This window comes from Paenibacillus sp. J22P277 (assembly GCF_059383675.1).
In genome coordinates, this window is record NZ_JBXENS010000002.1 from 578,598 (window position 1) to 592,121 (window position 13,524).

Genomic DNA, 13,524 nt, shown 5'->3' on the forward strand with positions numbered 1-13,524 from the left:
AGAGAATTTTCATGAAAAAGCTCTATCGTTCCACAATGGACCGCAAATTGACCGGCCTTGCCGGCGGGATCGGCCAATGGCTCGGCGTTGACGCCACCATCGTTAGACTCTTGCTTCTGATCTCCGGGGTATTCAGCCTCGGCGCCACGCTGCTGGTCTACATCCTGGCCAGCGTGCTGGTTCCGAAAGCGCCCTTCGAGGTCCTCAGCCCCGATCCGTTGCGCTATTACGGTTGATCGTTCATGCAGTCGACGCAATGCCTAAACTCACTATTCTAGGAGATGAACGCAATGGGAATTTTTAACCGCTTGTTCAATATCACGCAGGCCGCGGCCAATGAGCTGCTCGATAAGCTGGAAGACCCGGCCATGATGATGAATCAGTACGTCCGCCGCATGCAGGACGAGATCGCGAACGCGCAGCATGAGCTGCTCAAGCAGGAGGCGCTCGCCAAAGGCACGCAGCAGCAGGCGCACGAAGCGTCCGTCCTGGCCGAACAATATGAAAAGACCGCCTTGGAGGCCATGAGAGCCGGCCAAGAGGCGCATGCCCGCGAGGCATTGGCCGCTAAGCTCCATTACGAGGAAAAAGCGAAGGAATACGGCACCTGGCACGACAATGCCAAACGGCAAATCGCCGAGCTCGCGGTTCGGCTGGAAACGGCCAAAGCCGAGCTGCCGCAGCTGTTGAAGAAACGCGACGAGCTGATCAACCGCATGCAGCAGGCCGCGGCAAAATCCCGCACCTCCATGCCGAGCTTCAGCGCTGGTCCCGCCGTGCTGGACGGCGGCAGCGCCTCGCGCGGCTTTCAGCGCATGGAAGAAAAAATCGCGCTGTGGGAAGCCCATCTCGAAGCTTCCCGAAGCCCGTACGCGACGCAAGCATACGGCGGTCCTTACGGCGGCCCGGTATCCGCCGGCACGGCGAATCCGGCAAAAGCCTCGCTCGTCGACGAACAGCTGGAGCAGCTTCGCAAGAAGCTGCCGACGGATTCGGAGTAAGCCTTGCGCACGGTCGCCGTTTCTTTCGAATTCTCCAAAAATCCTGCGCGGATGCGCAGGATTTTTGTATGACAACCGAAGCGACGCGACGCACGAAAACCAAAAACAGCCCGGTTCCGTTCAACCGAACGGGCCGGGCTGTTTGATGCGCGCGTTTCCGCGGAGCTTAGAGCAGGAAGAACCCTTCCTCATGCAAATACTGCTCCGCTTCCTCGTAAGTTTCCAGGACCATTTCCAAGTTGGCGCCGGCGTACACGTACCAGAGGTCGTCCTCGTGCTTCAAGGTCAACGTTTGCTTATCCGCGCCGTGCCAGACGGTCGTCGACGCGTTCCCCCTGCCGCCTCCGCGGGAAGAAGAAGACGTCTTCTTGGCTGCGACGGCAGGCTCGGGCTCGCGCACGGACAAGGAACGGATCGCCTCCTCCACCAGCTTGCGAAATGCCGGCTCGTCGTAATCGCGAATGTTCACGAAGCCCTTGTCGTCCATATCGTAACCGCTCAGATGACCGGCATAAATAAATCCGTTGCCGTTGGGATGAAGATGAAACGCAACGTTTTTCTTGTCGTAGAGGCTCTCCTCGTACTGGTAATTGACGCGGCCGAGCGACACGTCCTTTCGGCTGAGCTCGGGAAAGGACTCCAATATCGTAAGCTTCTGTTCGAAACTAAGCATAATCGCCTCCGGATAACGGTTATAGAATTGCCTGTGATTATACCATAGCCGCCCGCATAAGCCAAAACCTTACAATCCAATGCGACAGCCATGCCGCCGTACGATTTCATAAGACGGTTTTGTCACGTTAGCATCTAATACGGCAAACCATAGCGTCGCGTTCCGCTACGACATTTTATGTCGTACCGGCCGGTATACACTGGAACTGCACCTACCACTGTTCAACGAAACGAGGATCGCTATTCCAATGGCAAAAACAAAACGGGGCCGCATCTTATGGAGCCTGCCCGCCAGAGGCCGGGGAACTTGCCCCATCTGCAGCCGAACGCGCATCAAACTGCTTTATCCCAGGGCCAAATCGGACGGCACGTCGATAAAAGTATGCAAACGGTGCATTCATGCGCCGCAGAGCAAGGTCGACGCACAGGCAATCTGATCTCCGCGCCCGCTCCCTATCCGGGAACGGGCCGGGCTTCCCGAATACGGTCCGATAAAAATCCGCTTGCCTCATGCGAAGCGCAATGTTGTAATAAATCGTAGCCAGAATGCGTTTGCAAAATAGGGGTGATCCAATGAGCAACCTTCACCGGATCCGGTGGTTCGACGGTCAGATCAGAGAAGGCAGCTATCCGAACAGCTCCATGCTGGCGCAGCGGTTCGAAATATCCAAGCGCCAGGCGCAGCGCGATATCGAATACTTGGCCTATTCCTTATCAGCCCCCCTGCTCTACGTTGCGAAGTACCGCGGTTATTGTTACGAGGATAAAACATACGCGCTTCCGCTGCTGTATATGACCGATGAAGAGAAGAAGATTTTGAACTATCTGGCTGGGCGCTACAGGCAGTACGATTACGACGGCGCTCCGGCGGCCAAGCGGATCGCGGATCTGCTCGACCGCTTCGCCCCGGAAGCTTCGGCCTCCCCGGAGCTGCGCTTGCCGGTCTTCGACGTGAACCCCCGCATAATGGATCATATGGAACGCCTGAACGCCGCCGCTGCCGCTCATGCCGTCGTCACGATGGCGTACAAGGAAGGTCCGGAGACGGAAACGCATGCGATCTGGCCGCTAAAGCTGGTCTCCCGCCATAATTGCGATTACGTGGACGCGTATTCCGCGACGCGGCAGCGGCAGCGCCTGTTCCGGCTCGATTGCATCGTCAGCCTGACCATGACGTCCGCGCGGTTCGATCCCGCCGGTCTGGAAGCGCTGGAATGGAGCGGCGGCAGCGGTCCCGGAACCGTGAAGAAACCGTTCGCCGCCAAGCTCAAGCTGGCCGCGCCGGCCGACGGTTCGACTTGGCAGGGGTACCGCGTTCGCAGCTCCCCCGAGCCGCTCGTGGCGATCGTGGAATTCCATGACGCGGACGCCTTCCTGCAGCAACTATGGATCGCCGGCGACGCCTGGGAAACGCTGCTCGCGCCCAAATGGCTCCGCGAGAAGCTGGAGCGAACCTGCAGCGGCATCCTTGAGCGACTGCACGGAACGAGAGAGGAGTGAATGCCGCCATGGCACGCGTCATGCTGGACATGATTCGAATGAAACGACAATCCAAATCCTACGTGGACAGCCTCTATGCCGTCCTGACGGCAGCCGGACTGTTCGACGGTCCGAAGTATATGCTCGCCGGCTTGAGCGCGATGGCATTCAAATTCACGGTCCACCGCAAGCTCCTCCCCCTCTCCGTCTCGGCGTACGGCCAGTGGGGCAACGAGCATGAGCCCGCCGTCGAGAACCTCGGTCTATTCACGATCTTGGATGCCGGACGCACGCGCCACCCCACGTTTCCGCATTATCAGCGCGACGCGGTGAGCTGGGCGAAGCAATCCCTCGATATGGGGATCGGCGTCATCTACTGGATACCCGAGTTCGGGGTCATCTGCGGTTACGACGACGAAGACGAGGTTTTCTATGTGCAGGATGGCTGGAATGCCGACAATAGCGTCGTATTGTACGATAATTTCGGCTTGAATTTCACGTCTTTCTGGTACTGCCAAACGTTCGGGGAGCGCGTGGAGATCGAGCTTGCGGATGCAGTGTCTGAGTCGCTGCGGCTTGCCGTTCGCGATTGGGAAACGCCCTATAAAACATTGCCCGATACCGAGCTGGCTTCCGGCAAACTGGCCTTCGCCTTTTTCATGGAGGGACTCGAACGCGGGGATTACGACGAACGCGGCGCCGGTTATATTTTGGAGGATTACGCGTATACGCGGGGCGAGATCGCGGATTATTTGCACGACGTCCGGCACGCGCTGCCGGGGTTGGGGGACGCGGCTTCGCTCTACGCGAAGCTGCGCGGCATCCTCCCGGCCGCCCAAGCATGCTTGACCGCAGGACCGCACGGCAAGCGCATCGATCCCGCCCGCATCGCCGCGTTATGCGAAGTTATGCGGCAGGCCGAAGCGCTGGAAGAGGAGGCCATCGCCGTTTTCCGCCGATTGTCGGCGCAATACCCGGACCGCAAGCGGTCCACGATTCCACGGTGGGGCAACCATACGCCTCGCTGACGACAGGGGGGGCCCGACGACATGGGTAACAAACGCTTGACCGGATTGCGGATGACGCGCGAATCCCGTTCCTATATCGACGCGATGCACGCTATATTGACGCATCGCGGCTGGTTCCCGCAATCCAAATCGATGCTGGCCGGCATGACCGTGAACGGCTTCCGGTTCACGGTGGACCGCGAGCTGAAAGCGGATTCCTGGCATGCTTACAACTGGGTGGCCGAGCATTTTCTCGCGGCCGATTTCATCGGCGTTACCGCCTCCTCGAAGGCCGGCTTCAGCTTCGCCCCAACGTTTCCCCTATACCAAAAGCAAGCCGTAGCCATGATCAAACAATCCATCGACAACGGGATAGGCGCGGTCTTCTGGAAGGACGATTTCGTGATCGCCGCCGGCTACGACGATGAAGCGGCCATGCTGCTCTACGACGACGGAACCGATCCCGAAGGAGCGCTCAAACGGCTCCCTTACGGCGAGTTCGGGCGCAATGCAACGCCCTATTGGTATTACCAGACGCTCGAAGCGCAGCTGGCGGTCGACGAGCTGGAGATCTACCGGGAATCGTTCATGCAGGCGATCTACAAATGGGAGACGCATGACCCGATGCTCCCGGAGCACAACTACGCCTGCGGCAAACAAGCTTACTACGCGTTTATTAAATGCATAGACAACGGAGTGTATCGTTGGCAAGAAGCGGCAAGTTTGATCTGCCGGTATGCCGCCGCAAAGCGGGACGTTGCCGCCTACGCCGACCGGCTGGCCATGATCTGGCCGGCATGCGAGCCGATCGCCGCTTGCTATGCGCAAGTATCGGACCGGTTCGCCCAACTGTCGCTCTGCTTGCGGCCCGGAGATGATCTACGCGCCGTTCGCCTCTTGCGGGAAGCCATGGAGCTGGAGGACCAGGCCGTCGCTTCCATGAAGTCGCTAATGCGCGAACGCCTCCATAACCGTTTCGGGGATATCGCCCTGCGCTGACCGCCGCGATCGCGGGGACTTTCCTGAGTGTAATCCCGCGCATCGGGGTAATATAGTAGCGATGCGCTTGGAACAGTCCTCCAAATCAGGCAGAAAAGGCGGTGCGGACCCATGAAGAAGAAAAACCGCGACGACTACGACGAAAGGTACAACGAAACCTCGAACACCGCGGCAGGCATCAATACGCCGAAGGAGCACGAGGATTCCGGTCCCCTCGATATGGTCAGCGACGCGGTCGGGGAATTCGTCGACAACGTGCAGCATGCCTTCGACGGCAGCAGCAGGAGCGGGCATAGCGACGACGACGATCTCGAACGCGAGCCGGACGAGTACGATCATCACGCGCTGTCGAATCAGCATTCGCGTTATGACCGGCACTCCTACTGATACGCCCGATACGCCAAAAAAATCGCCCCTTCCCGGCCTGTCGGCCGGGAAGGGGCGATTGTCGTACGCGCTGCTTTACAGCAGGGAGAGCGATTCCGACGCTTGGTCGATATCCGCCATAAGATCCTGCGGGCTTTCGAGGCCGATATACAGCCTGACGAGACTGCCTTCTTCCAGCTGCTTGCCCGCCTGATTGACGGTGACGAGGCTTTCGAAACCGCCCCAGCTAACGCCGATTTTGAAATACTTCAGCTTGTCCGCCCAAGCTTTCATCGTCTCGATCGGCACCTTCGTAATGAAGGAGAACAAGCTGCTGTAACCGGACATCTGGCTGGCGGCCAGCTCGTGCTGCGGATGGTTCGGCAGGCCGGGATGATTCACGCGGTGCACGAACGGCAGCGTGCGGACATGCTCCGCGACGGTCAAGCCGCTCGTCTCGTGGCGCTGCATGCGAAGCGGCAGCGTGCGCAGTCCTTTGGAGATCAGAGCCGCGGCCTGCGGCGTCATGATCGCGCCGAACAGCATGTATTCGTTGTTGCCGATGCGGTCGACGAGCTCCCGGGAGCCAAGGACAACGCCGCCGACGCAGTCGCTGTGGCCGGCGATGTACTTCGTGATGGAATGCACGACCAGATCGATGCCATGGGCAAGCGGATTCTGGTACACCGGCGTCGCCCACGTGTTGTCGATCATCGTGCGAATCCCGATGCTGCGCGCGTATGCCGCGCATTCGCGCAGGTTTTGCAGTTCGAAGAACATCGTCGTCGGGCTCTCCAGATAGATCAGCTTCGTGTTCGGCTTTACGGCCTCGCGTATGTTCTCGAGGAGTCGCCCGTCGACGAACGTCGTCTCCACGCCGAAGCGGCTGAGGTACACGGACAGGAATTCCTTGGTCGGCCCGTAGGCTTGGTCCACGCAGACGATGTGGTCGCCCTGCGCGACGAAGGACATGATGGCCGCGGTGATCGCGCCCATGCCCGAGGCGAAGCATTTTGCCGCTTCGGCCGCTTCCAGGTCCGCCAGCTTGTTCTCGAGGTATTCGACGGTCGGGTTATTTCCCCGGGAATAAACATGGTTGTGCATCGGCTGCTTGACCGCATCGCTGAACGCCTCGTACGTCTCGAAGGCGAACAGGCTGTTCTGGTAGACCGGCACGTGGATCGCGCCTTGATGCCGGGTATCGATCGGATCGTAAGCCGTTTTGGTAAATTGCTTCTCTATGTTGCCGCGCTTGCGGTCTGGTTGGTTGTTATCCGTGTTGCTCATCCTTTTTCGGCTCCTTGTGTTAAACCTTCTACAATGAAACGCTGGGCGAACGCAAAGATGACGATGGTCGGAATGATGGATAGCACCGCTCCGGCCGACATGGCGCCCCAGTCGACGTCGAATTTCAGGATGAACGAGTTCATCGCGACGGGCAGCGTCTTCAAGGCATCGTTATCGATGAACATGACCGCGAGGAACAGCTCGTTCCAGTTTTGCACGAAGGCGAAGATAAACGTCGACGCGATCCCCGGCAGCATGACGGGAATGATGACCCGCAGCAGGGCCGACCAACGCGAGCAGCCGTCGATCATCGCCGCTTCCTCCAGGCTGGAAGGAATCCGCTGGAAGAAGCCGCGCAGCATGATCGTCGAGAACGGAATCAGCCCGACGGTATACATGAGCACGAGCGAGAATCGCGTGTTCAGCAGGTCCATCTTGCTCATCATGAGGTACAGCGGCGCCAGCGCGATAAAGCCCGGCAGCATCTGGGTCAAGAAGAACGCCAGCATGATTTGGCTGTGGCCGCGGAATTTGAACCGCGCCAGCACGTACGCGCTCAACACCGAGATGACGAGCACGATCAGCGCCGCGATGATCGCCACGATCAAGCTGTTTCCGATATAGATGTGAAATTTCGAGATTTTGAAGATGTTCACGTAGTTGTCCATCGTGAACTTCTGCGGCCAATACCGAAGCGGGAAGGAGAAGATATCCTTCTGCGGCTTGAGCGACGTGATGACGATCCAATACAGCGGGAATACCATGACCAGCAGGTACAGCCCCAGGAACACGACCTTGAGCGTCTTTTGCAATCCCGTCATTAGAAGTCACCTACTTTCTCGGCCTTGGTGACGGTGAGGAAGAAGATCGTATACAACAGCAGCAGCACGATCATGATGACGCCGATCGCCGAAGCCGCCCCGTAATCGCCGGCATAAATGATCTTATCGAGCATGAGCGAAGACAAAATATGCGTGCTTCCGGCAGGACCGCCGTTGGTCAAGCCGTAGATGATCGTCGGATCGTTGAATATCCAAATCGCCCGCAGCAACGTCGTGGCGATGATGGTCGGCAGAATATATGGAAGCGTCACGTTCCACAGCTTGCGAATGCCCGTCGCGCCGTCCATGTCGGCCGCCTCGTACAGCTCCGACGGCACGGATTGGAGCGCCGCGAGCAGCATGATGGCAAAGAAAGCGATGCCGTACCAGACATTGGCAATAATGACGGACGTCATCGCCCACTTCGGATTCGAGAGGAATCCGATCCGTTCGTGGATAATGCCGACGCGAAGCAGGAGATCGTTGATGACGCCGATTTGCGAGTTGAACATCCATTTCCAGATCATCCCGATCAGGAAACCGGACAAGGCCCAGGAATAGAAAGCGAAGCCTTGAAAAATGCCTCTGCCCCTGAACGGCTTCTTCAAGAGAAGCGCCAGCGCCAGGCCGAGCACGAATTGGAAAATAAGCGAGAAGAATACCCAGTAACCGCTGTTCTTGAGCGCGACGAGAAATTTGGGATCATGGAAAGCCGCCTTGAAATTATCGAATCCGACAAACCGGACATGACGAAGATCGAACAGCTTATAATCCTGGAACGCCATGATGATCCCCTTCAGGAAGGGATAGTACGTGAATGCCAATACTAATAACAAGGCGGGGATCAGCCCCGATAGTATAAAGATCTTTTGATTTTTCATTTTCGCACCGCCTTGCTTCTGGAATGTAGGAAGGGCGGCTTGAGCCGCCCCTCCCGAATCGATCGACCGACGTTACTTGCCCAACTTGGACTTCTGGTCCGTCCAATACTCGTCCCATTTCTTCAGCGTATCGTCCAGGGAAGCTTGGCCGAGCAGCAGCGCTTGACCCGATTCCATTTCCACTTGACCCCATTGTCCGGTGCCCGGATATTCGAAAGGCGGTTTGAAGTTCACGAATTTATCCGGCGCGTTCGTCATGTCGAGCAGCGTTTTGTAAGGGCCGGTTTTGAAGAATTCGTCTTCGGCTGCCGACGTATGAATCGGAATCAGGCCGTAGGCTTTCGAGAATTCGGTGTTTTCGGCCGGGCTGGACAGGAACGAGATCAGCTTCCATGCCTCTTCTTTATGCTCGGAGTTGGCCGCCATGCCCCAGCCTGCTCCGCCTGCCGCGAGCAGCGCTTTGCCGGTCGGTCCAGCTTGCAGCGGCGCCGTTGCCCATGTGCCTTCGGCCATTTTCTCCTGCAGCGATTGGATAACGTCCGGATCCTGCAGCAGCATGCCGGTTACGCCGGAAGTGAACGCCTGCACTTGCTCTTGGAAGCCCCAGTTGACGGAGTCCGGCGGCGAAGCGTCTTTATATAATTTGAGATAGAGTTCCATCGAAGCCTTGGCTTCCGGCGTCGAGAAGATGGTTTTGCCGTCTTTGGTGAACATGGAATCTTCGAGATTCACGTTGTCGCCGTTGTAAGCCAGCACCATCGCGTCCGTCGTGCCGTTGGAGCCTGCGCCCCCGCGGAACGAGAAGCCGTAGCGGTTTTTGGATGGATCCGTTAGTTTCTTGGCCGTTTCGTACAGCTCGTCCCACGTTGCCGGCGGGTTCAGCCCTTGCTCCTTGAACCAGTCCGCGCGGTAGAACAGCTGGCGCTCGTAGAGGCCGTTCGGGACGAAGTACAGCTTGTCCCCGACGGAACCGAGCGACTTGGAGATCGCGCTGACCGTCGAATAATCCGACCATTTGTCGGCAAAATCGTTCAGCGGCTCGATGAACCCGTTGTTCACGAATTCCGCTACGGTCAAATCGCGCACTTCGACGACATCCAGATCTTCCTTGGCGCCAAGCATCGTTCTGATTTTATTGTCGGCTTGGTCAAACGGGGGCGAGATCAATTCCACTTTGATGTTCGGGTTTGCAGTTTCGAATTTGTCGATGGAAGCCTGAAGCAGCTCCGTCCGTTTGGGACTCGTCAAGCTTTCGATCATCCGAAGCGTGACTTGTTTGTCGCCGGCGCCGTTGTCGCCGGTGGATGAGTCATTGTTGCTGCCGCAGCCCGCCAAAAGTCCGGCAGACAAAGCACCGCATAGCAGTAAAGCCGAAACCTTTTTACGCCTTGTCATATCGATCTTCCCCCTATCCAGATGTATCATACAGTCATCCTGTCTGATAGGTTTGATTATATGAAAGCGTTATAGTTCTGTCAATAAAAACCTTCGAATATTAGACACTTTTCAGTTTATTTTCGATACAATCCATCATTTTATAGAATTCCTGCATGGCGATTTCCGTCTGATGGGCTTTGATTGCGTCGAACATTGTAATATGAAAGGGATAGGTGTCGTCGAACAGCTGCTTGTCGCCGAGCGGCTCGTTGAAAAATCGCTCGTACATGACGGAAAACGAATCCAGTACGCTCTCGAGCACCTGGTTGCCGGTCGCTTTGATGATCGCGCGGTGAAACGCCAGATCGATCTGCGACGTGTCGTCGCCGGCTTCTTTTTGCCTGCGGTACTCCTCCAGGCAAGCGTCGATCTCCGCGATCTGGGTGTCGTCGATCCGTTTGGACGCCAGCCGGACGGCCTGCCCCTCGAGCGCTCTGCGCACCTCCAGCGTATCCAGGAGGAAGTTGCGCTCCTGCTCGATCTTCACTTTGCCCATGAAACGGAAGGTGTTCACGTCGCGGACGAAAATGCCCTTGCCGTTCTCGACTTGTATGATATCCAAGGCTTCGAGGGAACGCAGCGCCTCGCGCAGCGACGAACGGCCGACGCCGAACATATGCGTCATTTCTTCGACCGAAGGAAGCTTGTCGCCATCCGACATTTCCTTCTCTTGAATATAGTTTTGAATCTCTTGCGAGACTTGCTCGTGCACGAGAATCTTCTGAATTTTGCGCATGGTTCCTGCCCTCCTCTTCCTAGCATCCTATCTGACAGGTTTATAGTAATTTAGCAATTCTCAAAAGTCAACAAATACTGCCATAACATGTAAGGAAACTTCAACCAATTGCAGGCTGAAGTTTCCTTATGGCTGCGGCATCCGCTCGCGGCGACCGCTTGCGCCTTATGGCTGCGGCACCGGGACGACCTTTACGGCTGCGCCCTTGCCGCTTACTTGAATGCCCGTTTCCTTGGCGCCGCGACCCTTGAGATCGGCGAGCAGCCGTTCCAGCAGCGCCTTCGCCTGCTGGCCTTCCTTGCCCTGCACGCGCACCGTCAGCTCCACCGCATGGCCGGATTCCAGCAGCTTCTCCACCTGGCGCAATTTCGTATCGTAGTCATGCTCTTCGATATGCGGCGTCAGGCGGATTTCCTTCGTCTTCTGCGGCTGCTCCTTGCGTTTCTCGTCCCGCTTGCGCGCGTTCATGTCCTGCTTGGCCGCGCCGCGGCTGACGAGCCGGCAGGGCGGCGGGCTGCTCATCAAGGAGATGCATACCAAATCGACGTCGTGCCGCTTGGCCAGCGCGAGCGCCTCGCTGCGGGAGACGATGCCGAGATCCTCGCCGTCGATGCCCGTCAGCTGTACCTCGGACGCTTTGATCTGCTCGTTCACGATCATGAGGACGTACGCTCCTCCTGCGCGAGCCGCTCGATCAGCCCGGGCAGCCAATCGCTTAATTCCCGGAACGCGAAGCCTTCGGCCTCCGCCTTCGCCGTATCCATGTACCACGGCTCCGGAATGCCGAACGGCGACTGATCCGCTTCGTCCGCCTCCGGCACGACGTTCGCGGACTTGCCGGTCGCCTCTTCGATCAGCCGCACGATGCCGCCCGGCGTGATCTCCCCGCGGGAACACGCATTGTACGGCCCTTCGGCAGAGGACCGGCCGAGCCAATCGAGGAACTCCGCCGCTTCGTCCGCCAAAATGAACGACATTGCGGCATCCGGAGCCGGAATGCCGATCGGCCGCCCCTGCAGCACATGCTCGACATGAAAATGCAGCCGCCGGGTATAATCCTCCGTGCCGAGCACGATCGGGAACCGCGCCGCGGCGACCGGGAACGACGCCTTCTGCAGCAGAACGGCCTCTACGAGCCGCTTGCCTTCGCTATAATCGATGTCCGCCGGGTAGGGGCTCGGAAGCTCGTAACCCTGCGCGTCGAACATCGCTTCCGTCTTGCCCGCTCCCCCGTAGGGATAGACGCTGAGCGACGACGTCACCACGTATTTGCCGGCGCGGCCCGCGAACAGCTTCACGGCTTCCTCCGCTTCCTGCGGCAGGTAGCAAATGTTGTCGTAGACGACGTCGTACTTCTCGTCGCCCAGAGCCTCGCGCAGCGCGGTCGCATCCTTCCGATCGGCCTGGATGTGCTTCACGCGGTCTCCGAACGGATTGGGCAGCCCGCCCCTGGTCAGTATGGCGACTTCGTCTCCGGCCGCGAGCAGCCGTTCCACCAGCTTCCTGCCGAAAAACCTCGTTCCGCCGAGCACGATTATTTTACGCATGCGTTCCACGCTCCTTGTTCAATGTGCTTTACTATCTTGCCATATCCGGCCCCTTGGCGCAAAGGCATTTGGGCTTCCCAATTGTGTAATGTGTGTTAAGACGCCGGACCCCCGCCCTTTGGCCCATGAACGGGAAAAAGGAACTGCCTCTCCGGCAGCTCCTCTAACGATTAAAATCGCCCAACCGGCTTATTTCACGTTGCCGATAAAAGCGGACAACGTTCGCGTCGTCTCGACGTCGGCCGGATTCATGGTCAGTTTCACGAACAGGTTCCGCAGCTCGGGCGAATGCTCGGAGACGGTCTGCCTGTTCTCGGGATTGAGCAAAATTTTGCTGAAACGATTCAGCGCCACGTCGATAAGGTCGTTCCTCGACTCGTAGCTCGTCTGGTCGGCCAAGGCGGCCGCGGCCGCGACGGCCGCCACGCATGTATTGAAGTTGGATTCATCCTCGTCGAAATCCGTGCCCAAGCTCGACGTCGCGAGGCTGAGCTGCGTCCTGAACGCCGTATCTATGCTTTGCTGCAGGACGTTCAAGTCGGCCGCGGTCCGGTTTTGCTTGATAACGCGGTTAATCAGAATAACGGCAAGGACGGCAATCACGACGGAGAAGATGACGATGATGCGCTTTCGCTTCTGCAAGACGGCTGCTCCTCTCGGTGGTCGCGGGATATCTCGAATGACCGGACTCTGACCTTCTTATCGGCCTAGCGCAGGTGCTTCGTTAATGCGGCGAACCTCGCTCTCCGGATCCGGAATGCCCCGGTCAATCATAATCCAGTTCCTTCACGAAATACAGCACCAGCTCATCGTCGACCCGCACCATGTCTCCCGGCGTTACTTCATTGTCTTGATACATCACGCCGTTCCCGTCCGGAACGTAGCCTCTCCGGCAATAGATGCGCTGGGCCGCGCCGTAATCCTTGTACAGCCCCACGCCGATCCCGATATGGTTATAATGCCAATTGACGATCGTCTCGAATTCCTCCATGAGCCGGTTGGCGATGCCATGCTTCCGAAACGCGGGAAATACCAGCAAATCGTTGATCTCCGGAATATGCTTGTTCCTGAAATGCGGATAACCGGACTCGTACTTCAAATGCGCGCAGCCCGCGACTTGCCCGTCGGCGAAAGCAAGCAGCGTCATGCGGAGCCCTGACGTATTCTCAAGCAAACACCTATCGTAATATTCTTCTTGGCGCAAAATATGCCGGGCTTCGAACGCGGCCTTCCATATCGCCTTGAGCGCTTCGCTTTCCACTTGCTTGAGTTGAATGTCCATGCGTCCTCC

Annotated in this window: 17 protein-coding genes; 7 read left to right on the forward strand and 10 right to left on the reverse strand. The window is 57.9% G+C overall.

Annotation, left to right across the window (positions count from 1 at the left end; all coding sequences use genetic code 11):
* Positions 1 to 11 precede the first annotated feature (11 nt).
* On the forward strand, positions 12 to 236 hold the full coding sequence (locus AC50YL_RS07320; protein ID WP_494830593.1) for a PspC domain-containing protein: 225 nt from the start codon (positions 12 to 14) through the stop codon (positions 234 to 236).
* A 54-nt stretch (positions 237 to 290) separates the two neighbouring features.
* Positions 291 to 1,001, forward strand: a complete 711-nt coding sequence (locus tag AC50YL_RS07325; RefSeq protein WP_494830594.1) for a PspA/IM30 family protein — start codon at positions 291 to 293, stop codon at positions 999 to 1,001.
* A gap of 166 nt (positions 1,002 to 1,167) precedes the next feature.
* On the opposite strand, the gene AC50YL_RS07330 is transcribed toward AC50YL_RS07325, so the two are convergent.
* The gene (locus AC50YL_RS07330) at positions 1,168 to 1,674 is read right to left on the reverse strand and encodes a hypothetical protein (RefSeq protein ID WP_494830596.1); all 507 of its coding nucleotides are present in this window, start codon (positions 1,672 to 1,674) and stop codon (positions 1,168 to 1,170) included.
* Between the two features lie 247 nt (positions 1,675 to 1,921).
* Between AC50YL_RS07330 and AC50YL_RS07335 the strand changes: the two genes are divergently transcribed.
* From AC50YL_RS07335 to AC50YL_RS07355, 5 genes are all read left to right on the forward strand, one after another.
* A complete protein-coding gene (locus tag AC50YL_RS07335) occupies positions 1,922 to 2,110 on the forward strand; it encodes a hypothetical protein (RefSeq protein ID WP_494830597.1) in 189 nt (62 codons plus the stop codon).
* Between the two features lie 136 nt (positions 2,111 to 2,246).
* Positions 2,247 to 3,173 (forward strand): helix-turn-helix transcriptional regulator, encoded by a 927-nt coding sequence (locus tag AC50YL_RS07340; RefSeq protein WP_494830598.1) that lies wholly within the window; start codon positions 2,247 to 2,249, stop codon positions 3,171 to 3,173.
* Between the two features lie 8 nt (positions 3,174 to 3,181).
* The gene (locus tag AC50YL_RS07345) at positions 3,182 to 4,180 is read left to right on the forward strand and encodes a hypothetical protein (protein WP_494830599.1); all 999 of its coding nucleotides are present in this window, start codon (positions 3,182 to 3,184) and stop codon (positions 4,178 to 4,180) included.
* A 21-nt stretch (positions 4,181 to 4,201) separates the two neighbouring features.
* Positions 4,202 to 5,158: a hypothetical protein gene (locus tag AC50YL_RS07350; protein WP_494830600.1), complete on the forward strand. Its 957-nt coding sequence runs from the start codon at positions 4,202 to 4,204 to the stop codon at positions 5,156 to 5,158.
* Positions 5,159 to 5,269: 111 nt separating this feature from the next.
* A complete protein-coding gene (locus AC50YL_RS07355; protein WP_494830601.1) occupies positions 5,270 to 5,545 on the forward strand; it encodes a hypothetical protein in 276 nt (91 codons plus the stop codon).
* 75 nt (positions 5,546 to 5,620) lie between these two features.
* On the opposite strand, the gene AC50YL_RS07360 is transcribed toward AC50YL_RS07355, so the two are convergent.
* The 9 genes from AC50YL_RS07360 to AC50YL_RS07400 all read right to left on the reverse strand — a co-directional run bounded on the left by AC50YL_RS07360 (position 5,621) and on the right by AC50YL_RS07400 (position 13,515).
* The gene (locus AC50YL_RS07360; RefSeq protein ID WP_494830603.1) at positions 5,621 to 6,811 is read right to left on the reverse strand and encodes a trans-sulfuration enzyme family protein; all 1,191 of its coding nucleotides are present in this window, start codon (positions 6,809 to 6,811) and stop codon (positions 5,621 to 5,623) included.
* Entirely contained in the window at positions 6,808 to 7,632 is an 825-nt protein-coding gene (locus tag AC50YL_RS07365) for a carbohydrate ABC transporter permease (protein ID WP_161742871.1), read from the reverse strand. The genes AC50YL_RS07360 and AC50YL_RS07365 overlap by 4 nt, the downstream gene beginning before the upstream one ends.
* Positions 7,632 to 8,513: a carbohydrate ABC transporter permease gene (locus tag AC50YL_RS07370; protein WP_494830605.1), complete on the reverse strand. Its 882-nt coding sequence runs from the start codon at positions 8,511 to 8,513 to the stop codon at positions 7,632 to 7,634. The genes AC50YL_RS07365 and AC50YL_RS07370 overlap by 1 nt, the downstream gene beginning before the upstream one ends.
* A 72-nt stretch (positions 8,514 to 8,585) precedes the next feature.
* Complete coding sequence (locus AC50YL_RS07375; RefSeq protein ID WP_494830607.1) at positions 8,586 to 9,908, reverse strand: ABC transporter substrate-binding protein; 1,323 nt, start codon at positions 9,906 to 9,908, stop codon at positions 8,586 to 8,588.
* A gap of 100 nt (positions 9,909 to 10,008) precedes the next feature.
* Positions 10,009 to 10,686 carry a FadR/GntR family transcriptional regulator gene (locus AC50YL_RS07380; protein WP_494830609.1) on the reverse strand — a complete coding sequence of 226 codons (678 nt, stop codon included), beginning with the start codon at positions 10,684 to 10,686 and terminating at the stop codon, positions 10,009 to 10,011.
* Positions 10,687 to 10,851: 165 nt separating this feature from the next.
* Entirely contained in the window at positions 10,852 to 11,346 is a 495-nt protein-coding gene (gene infC / locus AC50YL_RS07385; protein WP_494830611.1) for a translation initiation factor IF-3, read from the reverse strand.
* Positions 11,343 to 12,233, reverse strand: coding sequence for an NAD-dependent epimerase/dehydratase family protein (locus AC50YL_RS07390; RefSeq protein ID WP_494830613.1), 891 nt, complete (start codon positions 12,231 to 12,233; stop codon positions 11,343 to 11,345). The genes infC and AC50YL_RS07390 overlap by 4 nt, the downstream gene beginning before the upstream one ends.
* Before the next feature lie 189 nt (positions 12,234 to 12,422).
* Positions 12,423 to 12,875 (reverse strand): hypothetical protein, encoded by a 453-nt coding sequence (locus AC50YL_RS07395; protein WP_494830615.1) that lies wholly within the window; start codon positions 12,873 to 12,875, stop codon positions 12,423 to 12,425.
* 124 nt (positions 12,876 to 12,999) lie between these two features.
* On the reverse strand, positions 13,000 to 13,515 hold the full coding sequence (locus AC50YL_RS07400) for a GNAT family N-acetyltransferase (RefSeq protein ID WP_494830617.1): 516 nt from the start codon (positions 13,513 to 13,515) through the stop codon (positions 13,000 to 13,002).
* Positions 13,516 to 13,524 lie beyond the last annotated feature (9 nt).

Bases quoted from the DNA above. Each gene is read 5' to 3' on its own strand.
- AC50YL_RS07320 (WP_494830593.1), top strand. From the start codon at position 12: ATGAAAAAGCTCTATCGTTCCACAATGGACCGCAAATTGACCGGCCTT.
- AC50YL_RS07325 (WP_494830594.1), top strand. From the start codon at position 291: ATGGGAATTTTTAACCGCTTGTTCAATATCACGCAGGCCGCGGCCAAT.
- AC50YL_RS07330 (WP_494830596.1), bottom strand. From the start codon at position 1,674: ATGCTTAGTTTCGAACAGAAGCTTACGATATTGGAGTCCTTTCCCGAG.
- AC50YL_RS07335 (WP_494830597.1), top strand. From the start codon at position 1,922: ATGGCAAAAACAAAACGGGGCCGCATCTTATGGAGCCTGCCCGCCAGA.
- AC50YL_RS07340 (WP_494830598.1), top strand. From the start codon at position 2,247: ATGAGCAACCTTCACCGGATCCGGTGGTTCGACGGTCAGATCAGAGAA.
- AC50YL_RS07345 (WP_494830599.1), top strand. From the start codon at position 3,182: ATGGCACGCGTCATGCTGGACATGATTCGAATGAAACGACAATCCAAA.
- AC50YL_RS07350 (WP_494830600.1), top strand. From the start codon at position 4,202: ATGGGTAACAAACGCTTGACCGGATTGCGGATGACGCGCGAATCCCGT.
- AC50YL_RS07355 (WP_494830601.1), top strand. From the start codon at position 5,270: ATGAAGAAGAAAAACCGCGACGACTACGACGAAAGGTACAACGAAACC.
- AC50YL_RS07360 (WP_494830603.1), bottom strand. From the start codon at position 6,811: ATGAGCAACACGGATAACAACCAACCAGACCGCAAGCGCGGCAACATA.
- AC50YL_RS07365 (WP_161742871.1), bottom strand. From the start codon at position 7,632: ATGACGGGATTGCAAAAGACGCTCAAGGTCGTGTTCCTGGGGCTGTAC.
- AC50YL_RS07370 (WP_494830605.1), bottom strand. From the start codon at position 8,513: ATGAAAAATCAAAAGATCTTTATACTATCGGGGCTGATCCCCGCCTTG.
- AC50YL_RS07375 (WP_494830607.1), bottom strand. From the start codon at position 9,908: ATGACAAGGCGTAAAAAGGTTTCGGCTTTACTGCTATGCGGTGCTTTG.
- AC50YL_RS07380 (WP_494830609.1), bottom strand. From the start codon at position 10,686: ATGCGCAAAATTCAGAAGATTCTCGTGCACGAGCAAGTCTCGCAAGAG.
- infC (WP_494830611.1), bottom strand. From the start codon at position 11,346: ATGATCGTGAACGAGCAGATCAAAGCGTCCGAGGTACAGCTGACGGGC.
- AC50YL_RS07390 (WP_494830613.1), bottom strand. From the start codon at position 12,233: ATGCGTAAAATAATCGTGCTCGGCGGAACGAGGTTTTTCGGCAGGAAG.
- AC50YL_RS07400 (WP_494830617.1), bottom strand. From the start codon at position 13,515: ATGGACATTCAACTCAAGCAAGTGGAAAGCGAAGCGCTCAAGGCGATA.